18 protein-coding genes are annotated in these 16,771 nt (G+C 34.0%); 1 reads left to right on the top strand and 17 read right to left on the bottom strand.

What is annotated here, in order from left to right:
- Positions 1–12 precede the first annotated feature (12 nt).
- The 3 genes from ffh to argS all read right to left on the bottom strand — a co-directional run bounded on the left by ffh (position 13) and on the right by argS (position 4,075).
- Positions 13–1,341 carry a signal recognition particle protein gene (ffh, locus tag DG435_RS15285; protein ID WP_106793091.1) on the bottom strand — a complete coding sequence of 443 codons (1,329 nt, stop codon included), beginning with the start codon at positions 1,339–1,341 and terminating at the stop codon, positions 13–15.
- Positions 1,342–1,679: 338 nt separating this feature from the next.
- Positions 1,680–2,147 (bottom strand): GNAT family N-acetyltransferase, encoded by a 468-nt coding sequence (locus tag DG435_RS15280; RefSeq protein ID WP_106793092.1) that lies wholly within the window; start codon positions 2,145–2,147, stop codon positions 1,680–1,682.
- Positions 2,148–2,296: 149 nt separating this feature from the next.
- Complete coding sequence (gene argS / locus DG435_RS15275; protein WP_106793093.1) at positions 2,297–4,075, bottom strand: arginine--tRNA ligase; 1,779 nt, start codon at positions 4,073–4,075, stop codon at positions 2,297–2,299.
- A 344-nt stretch (positions 4,076–4,419) separates the two neighbouring features.
- On the opposite strand from argS, the gene DG435_RS15270 reads away from it, so the two are divergent.
- On the top strand, positions 4,420–5,064 hold the full coding sequence (locus DG435_RS15270) for a chromophore lyase CpcT/CpeT (protein WP_106793094.1): 645 nt from the start codon (positions 4,420–4,422) through the stop codon (positions 5,062–5,064).
- Positions 5,065–5,078: 14 nt separating this feature from the next.
- Here DG435_RS15270 and DG435_RS15265 read toward each other — a convergent pair whose 3' ends face one another.
- The 14 genes from DG435_RS15265 to secY form a co-directional block, all read right to left on the bottom strand.
- Complete coding sequence (locus DG435_RS15265; RefSeq protein ID WP_024770849.1) at positions 5,079–5,489, bottom strand: Rrf2 family transcriptional regulator; 411 nt, start codon at positions 5,487–5,489, stop codon at positions 5,079–5,081.
- A 61-nt stretch (positions 5,490–5,550) separates the two neighbouring features.
- A complete protein-coding gene (gene ctlX / locus DG435_RS15260) occupies positions 5,551–6,459 on the bottom strand; it encodes a citrulline utilization hydrolase CtlX (RefSeq protein WP_106793095.1) in 909 nt (302 codons plus the stop codon).
- A gap of 36 nt (positions 6,460–6,495) precedes the next feature.
- Positions 6,496–7,458 carry an arginase gene (locus DG435_RS15255; protein WP_106793096.1) on the bottom strand — a complete coding sequence of 321 codons (963 nt, stop codon included), beginning with the start codon at positions 7,456–7,458 and terminating at the stop codon, positions 6,496–6,498.
- Positions 7,459–7,642: 184 nt separating this feature from the next.
- On the bottom strand, positions 7,643–8,929 hold the full coding sequence (locus DG435_RS15250; protein ID WP_106793097.1) for a citrate synthase: 1,287 nt from the start codon (positions 8,927–8,929) through the stop codon (positions 7,643–7,645).
- 176 nt (positions 8,930–9,105) lie between these two features.
- Entirely contained in the window at positions 9,106–10,395 is a 1,290-nt protein-coding gene (gene eno / locus DG435_RS15245; protein ID WP_106793098.1) for a phosphopyruvate hydratase, read from the bottom strand.
- Between the two features lie 186 nt (positions 10,396–10,581).
- Positions 10,582–11,697 (bottom strand): glutamine-hydrolyzing carbamoyl-phosphate synthase small subunit, encoded by a 1,116-nt coding sequence (gene carA / locus DG435_RS15240; protein WP_106793099.1) that lies wholly within the window; start codon positions 11,695–11,697, stop codon positions 10,582–10,584.
- A 221-nt stretch (positions 11,698–11,918) separates the two neighbouring features.
- Positions 11,919–12,398, bottom strand: coding sequence for a 50S ribosomal protein L17 (rplQ, locus tag DG435_RS15235; RefSeq protein ID WP_024770855.1), 480 nt, complete (start codon positions 12,396–12,398; stop codon positions 11,919–11,921).
- 63 nt (positions 12,399–12,461) lie between these two features.
- Positions 12,462–13,454, bottom strand: a complete 993-nt coding sequence (locus DG435_RS15230) for a DNA-directed RNA polymerase subunit alpha (RefSeq protein WP_024770856.1) — start codon at positions 13,452–13,454, stop codon at positions 12,462–12,464.
- A gap of 23 nt (positions 13,455–13,477) precedes the next feature.
- The gene (gene rpsD / locus DG435_RS15225) at positions 13,478–14,083 is read right to left on the bottom strand and encodes a 30S ribosomal protein S4 (protein ID WP_024770857.1); all 606 of its coding nucleotides are present in this window, start codon (positions 14,081–14,083) and stop codon (positions 13,478–13,480) included.
- A gap of 132 nt (positions 14,084–14,215) precedes the next feature.
- On the bottom strand, positions 14,216–14,599 hold the full coding sequence (gene rpsK, locus DG435_RS15220) for a 30S ribosomal protein S11 (RefSeq protein ID WP_024770858.1): 384 nt from the start codon (positions 14,597–14,599) through the stop codon (positions 14,216–14,218).
- A gap of 8 nt (positions 14,600–14,607) precedes the next feature.
- Entirely contained in the window at positions 14,608–14,982 is a 375-nt protein-coding gene (rpsM, locus tag DG435_RS15215; protein WP_024770859.1) for a 30S ribosomal protein S13, read from the bottom strand.
- A 2-nt stretch (positions 14,983–14,984) separates the two neighbouring features.
- Positions 14,985–15,101 (bottom strand): type B 50S ribosomal protein L36, encoded by a 117-nt coding sequence (gene ykgO, locus DG435_RS15210; protein ID WP_013621733.1) that lies wholly within the window; start codon positions 15,099–15,101, stop codon positions 14,985–14,987.
- Positions 15,102–15,218: 117 nt separating this feature from the next.
- On the bottom strand, positions 15,219–15,434 hold the full coding sequence (infA, locus tag DG435_RS15205; RefSeq protein ID WP_008613577.1) for a translation initiation factor IF-1: 216 nt from the start codon (positions 15,432–15,434) through the stop codon (positions 15,219–15,221).
- Positions 15,434–16,771 carry a preprotein translocase subunit SecY gene (secY, locus tag DG435_RS15200; RefSeq protein ID WP_106793100.1) on the bottom strand — a complete coding sequence of 446 codons (1,338 nt, stop codon included), beginning with the start codon at positions 16,769–16,771 and terminating at the stop codon, positions 15,434–15,436. The genes infA and secY overlap by 1 nt, the downstream gene beginning before the upstream one ends.

Genomic DNA, 16,771 nt, shown 5'->3' with positions numbered 1-16,771 from the left:
AAAAAATTATAATTATTTCATTTTACCCATCATCTGCATCATTCGTTTTCCGCCACCACCTTGCATCATCTTCATCATCTTACTCATCTGATCAAATTGTTTTAGCAATTGATTCACCTGTTGTATGGATGTCCCCGAACCTTTACCAATACGTTTCTTTCTGCTAGAATTTATGATTTGTGGTTTTGATCGTTCTTCTGGCGTCATAGAATGTATAATAGCCTCAATATGTCTAAACGCATCATCATCGATATCCATATTTTTCATCATTTTTCCTGCTCCTGGTATCATTCCGATCAAATCCTTCATATTACCCATTTTCTTAATCTGCTGAATTTGTTTTAGGAAATCATCAAATCCAAACTGATTTTTGGCAATTTTCTTTTGTAGTTTTCTTGCCTCTTCTTCATCAAACTGTTCTTGAGCACGTTCTACCAGGGATACAACATCTCCCATTCCCAAAATACGATCTGCCATACGAGAAGGATAGAACACATCAATAGCTTCCATTTTCTCTCCGGTACCAATAAATTTAATAGGTTTATTTACAACCGATTTTATAGATATTGCCGCTCCACCTCGAGTATCACCATCCAGTTTGGTTAGGATCACTCCATCAAAATTAAGTACATCATTAAAGGCTTTTGCAGTATTAACCGCATCCTGCCCTGTCATAGAATCAACAACGAATAGGGTTTCATTAGGAGTAACCGCTTTATGGATATTTGCAATCTCTGTCATCATCACTTCATCTACTGCCAGACGCCCAGCGGTATCAATAATAACCACATTAAATCCATTTGCCTTTGCATGTGCCACCCCTGCCTTAGCGATAGCAACCGGATCATTATTACCTTTATCACTAAAAACCTCTACATTAATCTGTTCTCCAACTACATGTAACTGATCAATCGCTGCAGGTCTATATACATCACAAGCAACAAGAAGTGGTTTTTGAGTTTTTTTGGTGGTAAGAAAATTAGCCAGTTTTCCCGAAAAAGTAGTTTTACCAGAACCTTGTAATCCCGACATCAAAATAACAGATGGCTTACCAGATAAATCAATATCTACAACATCACCACCCATCAATTCTGTCAGTTCATCCTTAACAAGTTTTACCATCAACTGCCCTGGCTTAAGGCTTTTTAAAACATTTTGACCTAATGCTTTTTCTTTTACAGTTGCAGTAAATTCTTTGGCAATTTTATAATTTACATCGGCATCAACTAATGCTCTTCGTACTTCTTTAAGTGTCTCTGCAACATTTACTTCTGTTATCTGCCCGTGACCTTTTAGAATATGTAAAGCCTTATCTAGCTTATCACTTAAATTATCAAACATATATTTTCTCGTATTTTGAAAACACTACCTTTATCGATAGATCGGTGCAAATTTAAGGATTTGAAGTGTATAAATAAAGGATGGAATTATAGAATTACAGAATCGCTATCAAACAATATAGCAGCGCATGCATTTTTTTTACTAAAAACAAGATCTGCATAAGGTTTTGCATATTATTTTACTATAAAAAACTGAAGACCATTTATATATCTAAATCATGAATCTATTTTCAAAATTCCCTCAAAATAAAAGCATTCTGCCAAAATTATTCATGAAAAATGTGTTCTAGAAGAAGTAGAACTAAAAATTTACATCCGATTTGATTTTTGATATTGGTTTTAGAGATGTTTTACTCCACTATAACTTATTATTTCCTCTCCCCCAACTACTTTTGAAGCATTTTTTATAATTTCAAAGCCATTTTTCTGAAAAAACGAACGGGTTAACATATTCACCTGTGTAGTTAATGTCTTTATATTTGTTTTTTGCGCTATCTCTTCAATAGTGCGATATAACTCACTAGCAATCCCTCGTCCATGATAATTCATATGAACAAATATATATTCAATATTTCCTTTTGAATCCATAGAAAAAGAACCTACGATTTCACCATTTAGCTTAGCATTATAGATAAAGTCTTTATTAAATTTCTTTTGCCAGTATACCTTGTTTATGGCCAATCGAGAGTAAATTTTGATTTCAGATTTTGTAAATACCATAGAACCATAAGTAATAACCGTTTGATAAAACAAATGTTGCATCAACGGTAAATCTTGGTCAGTTGCTCTTGATATTTGACACTTCATATTACTAAAATAAAAAAACAGATGATTTAATTTAGTATTTTACTATTGATTTTTACTACATATTTAGATAAAAGGAATAAAAAATCGATATTCTTCTCCTTTTTATTCAAAAAATATCGATCCTCAAGGTCTTACACCTATATCAAAAACTACATTCGTTTAGGCACGTTAATCCCTAAAAGTTTAAATGCCGATTTAATAGTGTTACCTACCAAACTAGAAATCTGAACTCTAAATGCTTTTTCCTGATCTGTGTCTGCTCCAAATATAGATACATTCTGAAAAAACGAATTATAACTCTTCACCAGGTCATAGGTATAATTACTTATTATAGCTGGACTAAGTTCATTTGCAGCATTTTGAATAACTTCTGGATAAAGCTCTAATTGTTTAATGAGTTCTTTTTCCTTTTCATGTAATGCTATATCGACAATCGGGCTATTGTAATCAAAATCTGCTTTGCGTAGAATTGCTTGAATACGTGCATAGGTATATTGTATAAATGGCCCTGTATTTCCTTGAAAATCTACTGATTCTTCAGGATTAAAAAGAATACGTTTTTTGGGATCTACTTTCAAAATAAAATATTTTAGTGCCCCAAGTCCAATAGTACGGTAAATTTCTGTTTTTTCATCTTCTGTATAACCATCTAACTTACCCAGATCTTTAGAAATCTCACCTGCAGTTACTGCCATTTGATTAATTAAATCATCTGCATCTACTACGGTTCCTTCTCTACTTTTCATTTTACCGCTAGGCAAATCGACCATACCGTAACTTAGATGATGCAAGTATTGCGCCCAGTCATATCCTAATTTTTTCAAAATTAAAAATAACACCTTAAAATGGTAATCTTGCTCATTCCCCACAGTATAAATCATCCCTCCTATATCAGGATTATCCTTAACACGTTGTATGGCTGTTCCTATATCCTGAGTCATATACACTGCAGTTCCATCACTACGTAGTACTATTTTTTCATCAAGGCCTTCATCTGTAAGATCACACCATACCGACCCATCTTCTTTTTTAAAAAATACACCCGTAGCCAACCCTTCTTCGATATTATCTTTACCCAGAAGATATGTATTACTTTCATAATAATAACTATCAAAATCTACTCCCAAAGTTTTATACGTCTGGTCGAAACCTTCATACACCCAACCATTCATCATTTTCCATAGCTTCACCACTTCTTCATCCCCTGCTTCCCATTTACGAAGCATTTCCTGAGCTTCTACTATAACTGAAGCTTCTTTTTTTGCGTCCTCTTCTGTTTTACCCTCAGCAATTAATTGAGCAATTTGATCCTTATAAACCTGATCAAATTTTACATAATAATTTCCAACTAATTTATCTCCTTTTAACCCAGTAGATTCTGGTGTTTTTCCGTCACCATATTTCTGCCAGGCCAACATAGATTTACAGATATGTATACCACGGTCATTAATGATTTGGGTCTTAAACACTCTTTTACCACTAGCTTTGATAATCTCTGCTACAGCATACCCCAAAAGGTTGTTTCTTACATGACCTAAGTGCAAAGGTTTATTTGTATTAGGTGAGGAATACTCTACCATAATTGCCTTACCCTCTTCTGAAGGGGTTACAAAACCATAGTGCTCAATATTTCTGATTTCTGCAAAAAAATTAAGGTAATATGAATCCGAAATTACTAAATTCAGAAACCCTTTAACCACATTATAAGCGTCAATTTCTTTTACATTATCTATCAAATATTTACCTATAGATTCTCCTATCTGCACAGGATTTCCTTTTACTACACGAAGCATAGGAAATACCACTACGGTAACATCTCCCTCAAACTCTTTTCGGGTAGCTTGTAATTCTACAGATTCCAGATCAGCACTATACAATTGTTGTATCGCTTCTTTTACTTTTTCTGAAATGGTTTGTTGTAAACTCATCTTCTTAAAAAATTAAGCTGCAAAGATAATAGAAATTACACAGCGATACTACGTGTTTTCACATCATTTCATTATATTGTACATAAAAAAACACTAGTCAACAACTCGCACAAAAACCCCCTGAGTTAAATTAGAAAACATATCTAGAAATCATCCTTCCTTTTGTATCGGCATAGGTAGATTGATTATTTATGACACAAATGATGTCTATTTATTATTTTGCATTTGAAGTTTTGATCTGCAAAATTGCATAGCTAAATCAAATTTACTAGGATAAAACGCTAAGTTTTATCGATAAATTGCATTTTTTTTCGTAGTTTTTATATATTTATTAAAACAATCATATGAGGCAACTTTTACTAATTATTTTTCTATCAACATTACTTTCATCCTGTAATTCTAATCCTGTAAAAGATCTTGAATTACACAATTTGGTAGCTTTATTAATTGGTGAATTTTCTAACAAAGAACAAGCTGAAAATGATTCTAGCTTCGCTCATCTTAACTTAATTAATATTAGAATCTGGAAAGACAAGCCTGGGTATTGGATATATTCTGAAGTATCAGATGCAAAAGGAGATCATTACGTATACAATCAAACTATATTAAACTATGAGAGATTAGATTCCTCGACTATTAAAAGCACAAGTTACAAAATCATTAGTACAAAAGATCATACCACAGATTTAGACAATCCTGAATTTCCTAGCAAACCTTCAACCGAACTCTTTGATAGATTAACTTTGGATAGTCTGGAAATGAAAACCGGATGTCAAGTATATTTCAAGAAAAAGACTTCGACAATATATTCTGGTAAAACAGGTAAAGGATCTTGCAATAACAATATTGATTATATTGATTATATCATGAGCACCTATGTGGTTAGTAAAGGTAAAATATCTATATGGACTAAAGGATATAACAACAGCGGAAAACAAGTATGGGGTAAAATCAAAGGACCTTACAAATACAAAAGAATCAGCAATTAAAGATCACTTTGTGATTACTTGACAAAATCTGCTAAAGTTTTATTTTCCAGGACTTTTAACGTACTATCTCTCACCTCAATCATAACACTATGTACCGCGCACTTATCTTCATCGGGGCAATCGTCGCATTTTTCATAGAAATTAAGGCTCACACAAGGTACCATAGCAATAGGTCCTTCTAAAACTCTAATTACAGATGCCATTGTGATATTTTCTGGCTCTTTAATCAAATAATATCCTCCTCCTTTTCCTTTTTTAGATCCTAAAAAACCTGTTTTTCTAAGTGTTAATAGAATGCTCTCTAAAAACTTTTGAGAAATATTCTCATTAGATGCAATCTCTGAGATCAGTACGGGGTCATCACACCTCTTTTTTGCAATATATGTAAGTGCCTTTAGGCCATATTTAGTTTTTTTTGAAAGCATACTTTAATTGATTTCTTGTAATTTATAGTTACTAGTGAAGTTTTAACTACAGCTTATAGAACTACAAACTTTTCGGAAGAAAAACTTCTGCCATCATGCAACGTGCACTCCCTCCACCTAATGTTTCAATTGTATTCAGATCGCTATGAAGAATTGCGCAATGCTTTTCTATCTTGACAATTTGATCTTTAGTTAGGCTCTTAAATGCTGCGGATGACATGACAATATAACGCTTATCTCCCAAACCAACAACTTGGAGCATATTACCCGCAAAGTTGTTTACTTGATCTTCTGTAATTGCAATAATCTCTTTACCATCATCTTTTAAATGATTAACAAGGTTTTTGCGTTCTTTTTTATCATCTATAGATTCCAAACATATGACTGCAAATGTTTCTCCCACTCCCATCATAACATTGGTATGATATATTGGTAATCGTTTTTCATTAACAGTTTGATAAGCGGTGAAGATAACAGGTGTGTATTCAAAATCTTCACAAAACTCTATAAACAAATCTTCATCTGCACGAGGAGATAATGCGCAATATGCTTTTCTATTTACCCTATCTAACACCAAACTACCAGTACCTTCAAGAAATAGTTCTTCATCTTCAGCACTGGTATAATCTATAATATTATTTATTTCAAAACCAGAAACTTCTATTTGATCCAAAACTTCGGGTCTACGTTCTTTTCTCCTATTTACTGCAAACATTGGATATAATCCCACATCTCCATTTGCATGAAAAGATACCCAGTTATTAGGAAAAATAGAGTCAGGAGTATCATTTTGAGGATCATCGTCGATTACAATTACTTGTACTCCAGCTTCTCTTAATACTTTTACAAATTGATTAAATTCTTGTTGAGCTTTGATATTAGCTGCTTTTGGATCTATACCTGCAGTTTCCTGATAATAATTATTTACAGCAGTTTGTTCATTCATCCTAAATTGAATCGGACGAATCATTACTATGGTATTGGTTATCTGTTTTTCCAAATAAATTTAGCTTATCATTTTTTCTGTAATCGTTGCTGTTGTCGCTTTTAATACATCAAAAGCAGCTTCTGCCATTTTATTCCCTTTATTATCCAGTGTGGGGTTAACTTCTACCACTTCAAAACAAACTGTTTTCTTTGTTTTTACAAATGCTTGAATAATACGAATTGCCTCATTAATATCAAATCCTCTAGAAACAGGTGTTCCTGTTCCTTTAGAAATCAAATCACAATCCATACTATCAACATCAAAAGATATATATATCATATCGCAGGATTCTAATCTTTGAATTGCTTCTTCAAGGCATTGTTCAAATCCACGGTAGCGCATTTCTTCTACCATATAATTTTTAATTCCATTTTCTGCAATTACGCCTTCTTCTGGTTCTTCTGTATCTCTCACTCCAAAATACACAATATTCTGATGTTCAATTTTTTGCCCTTCAATGCCAATATTTTTCATCTTGTTCCACAAATCAGCTGTCTCTTCTGACACCTCATTGATCTTAAAATTCAAATTATCATTAGAAAGCGCTGCTGCCAATGGCATGCCATGAATATTTCCTGATGGTGATGTATACGGTGAATGTACATCGGCATGAGCATCTATCCACACCACTCCTAACGTTTTGTTCGGAAAAGCTGCTTTTACTCCACTAATTGTACCCAAGGCTGATGAATGATCTCCCGATAACACAATCGGGTATATATCTTTTTTAAGGTTTCTTGACACGCTATCACTTAATCGAGTACACACGTTAAGCACACTACCTATTCGCTTAGCGAATGAGTTGTTTACTTTATTGTATATAGTTTCATTTTCTGTTTCCACATTTTCATAGGAATACAGGTTAAAATAATCATCATTTTTATTAATAGCTGCAATTTCAATTGCATCAACTCCCAGATCAGAACCTCTTGTTCCTGCGCCAATATCTGATCTATTTTTAACTAATTTAATTTCTTTCATTACTTATGCTACTGTTTTTAATCGCTTTCAGAAATATTCTACAATTAAAACATCATTATTCAATCTATTTTATCGAACTCATTTTAATAACTTATCTCTTGTTAGAGATGGTATAAAGATAAAATAAAAAAGCCTTACTACTATTGATTATAATGTAAGGCTTTTTTATTTGTATATCTAATGCTTATCTATTTTCTACTTTCACAAAAGGTCTGTAGTTTTCACCAACATATATTTGTCTTGGTCTTCCGATTGGTTCTTTACGAAGTCTCATCTCTTTCCATTGAGCTATCCATCCAGGCAACCTCCCTAAAGCAAACATCACAGTAAACATTTCTGTTGGTATACCTAAAGCTCTATAAATAATACCTGAGTAAAAATCTACATTAGGATATAGTTTTCTTTGTACAAAGTATTCATCTTCCAGAGCTACTTTCGCCAATCCTTTGGCAATATCAAGAACCGGATCTTCAATACCTAAATCTCCTAGTACTTCTTCTGCCGATTTTTTGATAATATTAGCTCTTGGATCAAAATTTTTATATACTCTATGACCAAATCCCATTAAACGGAAAGGGTCACTCTTATCTTTAGCTTTAGCAATATACTTAGCCGTATCTCCTCCATCTGCTTTGATTGCTTCAAGCATTTCTATAACTGCCTGGTTTGCTCCCCCATGAAGTGGACCCCATAATGCAGACATTCCTGCTGATAATGATGCAAACAATCCAGCATGAGAAGATCCTACGATTCTAACAGTAGATGTAGAACAGTTTTGCTCATGATCTGCATGAAGGATTAGCAATTTATCCAAAGCATCATATACAAGTTTATTTGGTTCATAAGCCTTATTAGGTCTGGCAAACATCATTTTATGTAAATTCTCTACATATCCTAATGAGTTATCTCCATAATCTAACGGAAGACTTTTTCTTTTCCTCATTGTCCAGGCCGCAAGTACTGGGAATTTTGCTAATATTTTTACAATAGCATTATACATTTCTTCTTCAGAATCAACATCTACCGATCCTGGATTAAAAGCGATCAATGCGCTAGTCAAAGAAGACAACACTCCCATTGGATGTGCACTTTTAGGAAATCCATCAAGGATTTTCTTCATATCCTCATCGACATGAGATTCTTCTTTTATATCGCTATCAAATTTTTCTAATTCTACTTTTGTAGGTAGCTCCCCAAAAATCAATAAATAAGCAACTTCTAAAAAATCTGCTTTTTCTGCCAATTCTTCAATAGAATATCCTCGGTATCTTAAAATTCCTTTTTCTCCATCAAGAAATGTAATACCACTCTCACAACTTCCGGTATTTTTATACCCAGGATCAATGGTTGTAACCCCTCCAGTTGCTCCTCTAAGTGTTTTAATATCAATTCCTAATTCTTTCTCTGTTCCTTCTATTATTGGAAACTCATATTTATTACCGTCGATTTCTAACGTTGCTATTTTTGACATTTGATTATTTTAGAATTTTGCTATTATTGTAGGATCGCTAAATTACGAAATATAGTGTTAACATAGTATTAATCGTAAGATCATTTTCACCCTTACAACTCATTTTCAAAATTATATAAAAAACAAAGCGACTACCTAATTTAGATAGTCGCTTTATATTCTATTTATAACCTTTGTTACTTTACCTTAAACGCATTTTCTTTTGGAAAATACGCAATACTTCCTAGCTCTTCTTCAATACGAAGTAATTGATTGTATTTTGCCATTCTATCACTACGAGAAGCGGATCCTGTTTTGATTTGCCCTGTATTTAAGGCAACTGCCAGATCAGCAATAGTATTATCTTCTGTTTCTCCAGAGCGATGTGACATAACAGAGGTATACCCAGCATTATGTGCCATATTTACTGCTGCAATAGTCTCGGTAAGCGTTCCTATTTGATTAACTTTAATCAGTATTGAATTGGCGATACCATTTTCAATTCCTCTTGAAAGTCGTTCCACATTAGTAACAAACAAATCATCGCCAACCAATTGAACTTTATCTCCTACCTTATCTGTAAGATATTTCCATCCTTCCCAATCGTTCTCATCCATACCATCTTCTATAGAGATAATCGGGTATTTTGAAGCTAGTTCAGCAAGATAATCTGCTTGCTCTTCACTGGTTCGTATTACTCCTGTATCGCCTTCAAATTTTGTATAGTCATATTTACCATCAACAAAAAACTCTGCTGCTGCACAGTCTAGCGCAACCATTATTTCATCACCAAACTTGTATCCAGCTTTCTCTACTGCAAGAGCAATTGAATCCAACGCATCTTCTGTACCATCTAATGCTGGAGCAAACCCTCCTTCATCACCTACAGCAGTACTCAGACCTCGGTCATGCAATACTTTTTTAAGGTTATGAAAGATCTCGGTCCCCATTTGCATTGCGTGTGTAAAATTTTTGGCTTTTACTGGCATAACCATAAATTCCTGAAATGCTATTGGAGCATCACTATGCGAACCTCCATTGATAATATTCATCATTGGTACCGGTAGCGTATTAGCACTTACTCCTCCAACATAACGATATAGCGGCATACCTAGTTCGTTTGCTGCTGCTTTTGCTGCTGCTAACGAAACTCCTAATATTGCATTAGCACCAAGTTTTGATTTGTTAGAAGTGCCATCTAATTGGATCATAGTTTGATCTAATAAATTTTGATCAAATACAGAATATCCTAATAACTCCTCAGTAATTATTGTATTTACATTTTCGACAGCCTTAAGAACTCCTTTACCCATATATGCTGCACCACCATCTCGTAGTTCTACAGCTTCATGTTCTCCTGTAGATGCTCCCGAAGGAACAGCTGCTCTTCCTAAAACACCGTTTTCGGTAATCACGTCTACTTCTACAGTTGGGTTACCACGTGAATCTAAAATCTGTCTAGCGTGAACATTAATAATTACACTCATGTTTTTAATTTATTTTGTTGGATAATTTTAATTCTTCGCAATATACAAAACCAGTATCCTTTAAGCCCTTCAAAAAAACCATAATTTACCACAGAAACCATGATATAACAGTCAAGTTATCAACTATAACGTTATAGGTTCTAGTTTTACTAAAAAGAGCCAAAAGCTTACTATACTACTGTTATATTATGCTTTAATTTTTGTTTTCTTAATATTCTCGATAAATTGATCAAACAAATAGATTGAATCATTGGGTCCTGGGCTAGCCTCTGGATGGTATTGTACAGAGAAACAGTTTTTATTTTTCATTTTGATTCCTGCAACGGTATCATCATTAAGATGCACATGAGTTATTTCTACATCAGGATGTTTTTCTGTTTCTTCTCTATGTATTGCAAAACCATGATTCTGTGAAGTAATTTCTCCTTTACCAGTAATCAGATTTTTAACCGGGTGGTTTATTCCTCTATGCCCATTATGCATTTTATAAGTACTTATCCCATTGGCCAATGCTATTACCTGGTGCCCCAAACAAATACCAAATAGTGGCAAATCTTTTTCAAGAATCTCTTTTGCTGTTGCAATTGCCTGAGTTAATGGTTCTGGATCTCCAGGACCATTAGAAAGGAAATATCCATCTGGTTCCCATCCACTCATTTCTTCGAATGTAGTATTATAAGGGAATACTTTTATATATGCATCTCTGTTAGCCAGATTACGAAGTATATTTTTCTTTATTCCTATATCCAAAGCCGAAATCTTATAAGTGGCATTAGGATCACCTACAAAATAAGGTGTTGTAGTAGACACTTTTGAAGCTAGCTCTAAACCATTCATATCAGGAATTGTTGCTAGTTCTTTTTTAAGTTTATCTATATCACCTACCTCTGTAGAGATTACAGCATTCATTGCTCCATTATCTCTAATATAACTCACCAATGCTCTGGTATCTACATCAGAAATTGCTAAGAGATTATGTTTTTCTAAAAATTCTTGTAACGAACTATCTGCGAGATCCCGTGAATATTCGTAACTAAAATTCTTAACAATCAAACCTGCAATTTTGATGGAATCAGATTCTATTTCGTTTTCGTTAGTTCCATAATTACCGATATGTGCATTGGTAGCCACCATTAATTGCCCATAATACGAAGGATCTGTAAAAATTTCCTGGTAACCTGTCATACCAGTATTAAAACATACTTCACCAAAAGCACTACCTTCTCTTCCCACGGCTTTGCCATGAAAAATAGTACCGTCTGCTAATAAAAGAACTGCTTTTTTTCGAGATTGATATTTCATTTGTTATACCTATTGTTTTTAATGGTCTGACAAAATTCACATAGTATTTATTTTGATTGGTATTTCAATCTTTATTACTATGTTTATTTTATCATTTTTAACTTTATTTGATTATAAAATTTCCGTCTTGGCGGAAACCAACCTTTTAGAATTATTCAAAAAAAAAGGATAAACGACGAACGTTTATCCTTTTTTTATTATGTGCGATTCGCATTTTTCATTTACTCTTCTTCAGAACTAGCAGTTTCGGTTACTGGTGCTACAGGAGCAGTCTCAGCTTTCTTTCCTTTACCACCTCTTCTTCTTGATTTCTTCTTAGCAGGTTTACCAGCATTGTATAGCTCATTGTAATCCACCAATTCGATCATAGCCATATCTGCATTATCCCCAAGACGGTTACCAAGTTTTATAATTCTTGTATATCCTCCTGGTCTATCTCCTACTTTAGGAGCAACATCTCTAAACAACTCTGTTACCGCGTATTTATTACGCAATCTACTGAATACGATACGACGATTATGTGTAGTATCATCTTTAGATTTTGTCACTAATGGCTCTACAAATTGCTTAAGCGCTTTTGCTTTTGCAACTGTAGTATTGATTCTTTTATGCTCAATTAGAGAACAAGCCATATTCGCAAGCATTGCTTTACGATGTGCTGTTTTTCTCCCTAAGTGATTTACTTTTTTTCCGTGTCTCATGACATTTTATTTTAATCATCATCTTGCTCAATCCGCCTCTTGCAGAGAGCAAAATATGATGAGTTAGTCTTTATCTAATTTGTATTTTGAAAGGTCCATACCAAAGTTAAGTCCTTTAACATTCACTAATTCTTCAAGCTCTGTTAAAGATTTCTTACCAAAGTTACGGAACTTCATTAAGTCATTTTTATTGTAAGATACCAAATCTCCCAAAGTATCTACCTCTGCAGCTTTTAAACAATTAAGAGCACGTACAGAAAGATCCATATCGATCAATTTAGTTTTTAACAACTGTCTCATGTGAAGTGATTCTTCATCATAAGTTTCTGTTTGTGCAATTTCATCAGCTTCTAATGTAATACGCTCATCAGAGAATAGCATGAAGTGATGGATTAATATTTTAGCAGCTTCGGTTAATGCGTCTTTTGGATGAATAGATCCGTCTGTTACAATTTCGAAAACTAATTTTTCGTAATCTGTTTTTTGCTCTACACGATAGTTCTCAATGCTATACTTAACATTTTTAATTGGAGTGTAAATAGAATCTGTAAAAATGGTTCCAATAGGAGCGTTAGCTTTCTTATTTTCTTCAGCAGGAACATAACCTCTACCTTTTTCGATAGTAATTTCTAGGTTAAGTGCTACTTTTTTATCCATGTTACAGATTACAAGATCAGGATTTAACACCTGGAATCCAGAAATAAATTTCTGAAAATCACCAGCCGTTAATTGCTCTTGACCCGAAATAGAGATTGTAACAGATTCATTATCTATATCTTCTATTTGACGCTTAAAACGTACTTGCTTAAGATTTAAGATAATTTCGGTAACATCTTCTACTACTCCAGAGATCGTAGAGAACTCGTGATCTACACCTTCTATTCTAAGAGAAGTTATAGCGAATCCCTCTAAAGAAGATAGCAAAACTCTTCGCAAAGCGTTACCAACTGTTAATCCGTACCCAGGTTCTAATGGTCTAAATTCAAATTTACCATCGAACTCTGTGGAGTCGATCATGATAACTTTATCGGGCTTCTGAAAATTTAATATTGCCATGTTATTGTTTCTTCTTTGAGTTATTACTTAGAGTATAATTCGACGATGAATTGTTCATTGATATTTTCCGGAATCTGAATTCTTGCCGGAACAGATACAAAAGTACCTTCTTTAGTATCATTATTGAACGTAATCCACTCATACACTTTGCTATTATTAGCTAGTGAGTTTTGAATTACTTCTAATGATTTTGATTTTTCTCTTACTCCAACAACATCTCCCGCTTTTAATTGATAAGAAGGGATGTTAACTTGTTGTCCGTTAACAGTTACATGCCTGTGAGAAACTAATTGTCTTGCTCCTCTACGAGAATTTGCTAATCCCATTCTGAATACTACATTATCCAAACGAGATTCACAAAGTTGAAGTAATACTTCACCAGTAATTCCTTGAGAACGTGTTGCTTTTTCGAACATGTTACGGAACTGACGCTCTAAAACACCATACGTATACTTTGCTTTTTGCTTTTCCATTAACTGGATAGCATATTCACTTTTCTTTCCTCTACGTCTGTTATTTCCGTGTTGTCCCGGTGGGTAATTTCTTTTTTCGAATGACTTATCGTCTCCGAATATCGCTTCACCAAATTTACGAGCGATTTTAGTTTTTGGACCAGTATATCTTGCCATTATTAATAATTTAGTTACTTAGGATGATTATGAATTAAGGTCTCTTTCCTTCGATAATCAATATTCCTAATTTAGATTTACTTATTGTTGTTTATATATAAAAGATCCCGAAATTAAAATTCGGGATAAAAATTATACTCTACGTCTTTTTGGAGGACGGCATCCATTATGCGGCATTGGAGTAACATCAATAATTTCTGAAACCTCTATACCAGCATTATGAAGAGAACGTATTGCTGATTCTCTACCATTACCAGGACCTTTAACGTATACTTTCACCTTCTTAAGTCCAGCCTCGATAGCTACTTTAGAAGCATCTTCTGCAGCTAATTGGGCAGCATAAGGAGTATTCTTCTTAGAACCTCTAAAACCCATTTTACCAGCAGAAGACCAAGAAATAACGTCTCCCTTTTTATTTGTTAACGAAATAATTATGTTGTTAAAAGAAGCTGTTACATGTGCTTCTCCTACAGATTCAACAATTACTTTACGTTTTTTTGAAGTTGACTTTGCCATACTACTTATTATTTAGTTGCTTTTTTCTTGTTAGCAACTGTTTTTCTTCTTCCTTTACGTGTTCTAGAATTGTTCTTAGTGCGTTGTCCTCTAAGTGGCAAACCAGCTCTATGACGAATACCTCTATAACACCCAATATCCATAAGACGTTTGATGTTTAATTGTACCTCAGAACGTAATTCTCCTTCAATAGTATAGACTCCAACAGCTTCACGGATACGACCTATTTGATCATCATCCCAGTCTGAAACTTTTACACTTTCATCTACTTTGGCAGTTTCTAAAATTTCTTTAGCTCTACTTCTACCAATTCCGAAGATATAGGTTAATGCTATAACTCCTCGCTTTTGTTTAGGTATATCTACCCCTGCAATTCTTGCCATAATTACCCTTGTCTTTGTTTAAATCTAGGATTCTTTTTATTAATTACGTAAAGTCGGCCTTTTCTACGCACAATCTTGCACTCGGCACTTCTCTTTTTTATTGATGCTCTAACTTTCATCTCTTTGTTTTTAGTTTCCAAAACATACAAATTATATCTTTTGGAGGTATCAGTAACAAGATTTTTCGGCCTGCAAAAGTACACAAAAAATCTTAATTTACAATAATCTTAAATTATTTAGTATCTATATGTTATACGAGCCTTTGTTAAATCATAAGGACTCATTTCTAACTTCACCTTATCTCCTGGTAATAATTTAATGTAATGCATGCGCATTTTACCAGATATATGAGCTGTCACTACGTGACCATTTTCCAGTTCTACACGAAACATTGCATTTGATAACGCTTCGATGATACTTCCGTCTTGTTCTATTGCTGGTTGTTTTGCCATTATGCTACTGCTTTACGGTTTTTACCAGTTTTCATTAATCCATCATAATGCCTGTTTAACAAGTATGAATTAACCTGTTGCATTGTATCGATCGCTACACCTACCATAATAAGTAGAGAAGTTCCTCCGAAAAACAATGCCCAACCTTGTTGTACATTCAATAACTTAACTGCTATTGCAGGAAATACTGCAATTAACGCTAAGAATACTGATCCTGGTAATGTGATCTGAGACATGATTTTATCTAAATATTCTGATGTTTCACTTCCTGGTCGAATACCCGGAATAAAACCACCACTACGTTTCAAGTCATCTGCCATCTTATTAGTTGGCACCGTGATAGCAGTATAAAAATATGTAAATATGATAATCAATACTGCAAACAAAACATTATACCAAAATCCAAAAATATCACTAAATGCTGCAGCAATACCTTGAGAGGTTTCTGAATCTGACAGACCAGCTACAGCAGCAGGTACAAACATAATTGCTTGAGCAAAAATGATAGGCATTACCCCTGAAGCGTTCAATTTTAAAGGTATGTACTGACGAGATCCAAAGACATTCTTCTCATATCCTCCTCCGGCTGTTCTTCTAGCATATTGAACTGGTATTTGACGTACAGCCATAACCAATAACACTGATGCTAGTATAATCACAAACCAGATAACCAGTTCTATTAATACCATAATCATTCCTCCTCCATCTCCTGAAGTTCTTGATGCAAAGTTTTGCACAAATGATTGTGGCAGCGTAGCAATAATACCAACCATAATTAAGAGGGAGATACCATTACCTATACCTTTATCTGTAATTTTTTCACCTAACCACATTGCAAAAATACAACCTGTAGATATAATGATTACAGAAGACACAACGAAAACTGTTTGATTAGGAACTACAAAAGCTTCTGCCGGAAGTGTTGCAAACAGATTATAAATATATCCTGGTCCTTGAACCAAAGTAATAGCGATAGTTAACCAACGAGTAATTTGGTTAATCTTTTTTCTACCACTTTCTCCTTCTTTTTGTAGTTTTTGCAAATAAGGAATTGCTATTCCCATTAACTGAACTACAATCGAGGCTGATATATACGGCATAATACCTAATGCAAATACTGAAGCGTTAGCGAAAGCTCCTCCTGTAAACGCATTAAGTAACCCCAACAAACCATCTTGAGTTTGTGTTCCCAGGTTTGCTAATTCTGAAGCATCTATTCCTGGAAGTACTATTTGCGCCCCAAATCGATATACTAAAAGTAATCCCAGTGTAACTAAGATTCTATTCTTTAGTTCTTCGATTTTCCAAATGTTTTTTATTGTGTCAATAAATTTCAT

Source organism: Aquimarina sp. Aq78, from assembly GCF_900299525.1.
Taxonomy (GTDB): Bacteria; Bacteroidota; Bacteroidia; order Flavobacteriales; family Flavobacteriaceae; genus Aquimarina.
Note: the sequence above shows the minus strand (reverse complement) of the source record. Positions and strands in the feature narration are given on the sequence as shown.

Bases quoted from the DNA above. Each gene is read 5' to 3' on its own strand.
- ffh (WP_106793091.1), bottom strand. From the start codon at position 1,341: ATGTTTGATAATTTAAGTGATAAGCTAGATAAGGCTTTACATATTCTA.
- DG435_RS15280 (WP_106793092.1), bottom strand. From the start codon at position 2,147: ATGAAGTGTCAAATATCAAGAGCAACTGACCAAGATTTACCGTTGATG.
- argS (WP_106793093.1), bottom strand. From the start codon at position 4,075: ATGAGTTTACAACAAACCATTTCAGAAAAAGTAAAAGAAGCGATACAA.
- DG435_RS15270 (WP_106793094.1), top strand. From the start codon at position 4,420: ATGAGGCAACTTTTACTAATTATTTTTCTATCAACATTACTTTCATCC.
- DG435_RS15265 (WP_024770849.1), bottom strand. From the start codon at position 5,489: ATGCTTTCAAAAAAAACTAAATATGGCCTAAAGGCACTTACATATATT.
- ctlX (WP_106793095.1), bottom strand. From the start codon at position 6,459: ATGATTCGTCCGATTCAATTTAGGATGAATGAACAAACTGCTGTAAAT.
- DG435_RS15255 (WP_106793096.1), bottom strand. From the start codon at position 7,458: ATGAAAGAAATTAAATTAGTTAAAAATAGATCAGATATTGGCGCAGGA.
- DG435_RS15250 (WP_106793097.1), bottom strand. From the start codon at position 8,929: ATGTCAAAAATAGCAACGTTAGAAATCGACGGTAATAAATATGAGTTT.
- eno (WP_106793098.1), bottom strand. From the start codon at position 10,395: ATGAGTGTAATTATTAATGTTCACGCTAGACAGATTTTAGATTCACGT.
- carA (WP_106793099.1), bottom strand. From the start codon at position 11,697: ATGAAATATCAATCTCGAAAAAAAGCAGTTCTTTTATTAGCAGACGGT.
- rplQ (WP_024770855.1), bottom strand. From the start codon at position 12,398: ATGAGACACGGAAAAAAAGTAAATCACTTAGGGAGAAAAACAGCACAT.
- DG435_RS15230 (WP_024770856.1), bottom strand. From the start codon at position 13,454: ATGGCAATATTAAATTTTCAGAAGCCCGATAAAGTTATCATGATCGAC.
- rpsD (WP_024770857.1), bottom strand. From the start codon at position 14,083: ATGGCAAGATATACTGGTCCAAAAACTAAAATCGCTCGTAAATTTGGT.
- rpsK (WP_024770858.1), bottom strand. From the start codon at position 14,599: ATGGCAAAGTCAACTTCAAAAAAACGTAAAGTAATTGTTGAATCTGTA.
- rpsM (WP_024770859.1), bottom strand. From the start codon at position 14,982: ATGGCAAGAATTGCAGGGGTAGATATACCTAAACAAAAGCGAGGAGTT.
- ykgO (WP_013621733.1), bottom strand. From the start codon at position 15,101: ATGAAAGTTAGAGCATCAATAAAAAAGAGAAGTGCCGAGTGCAAGATT.
- infA (WP_008613577.1), bottom strand. From the start codon at position 15,434: ATGGCAAAACAACCAGCAATAGAACAAGACGGAAGTATCATCGAAGCG.
- secY (WP_106793100.1), bottom strand. From the start codon at position 16,771: ATGAAATTTATTGACACAATAAAAAACATTTGGAAAATCGAAGAACTA.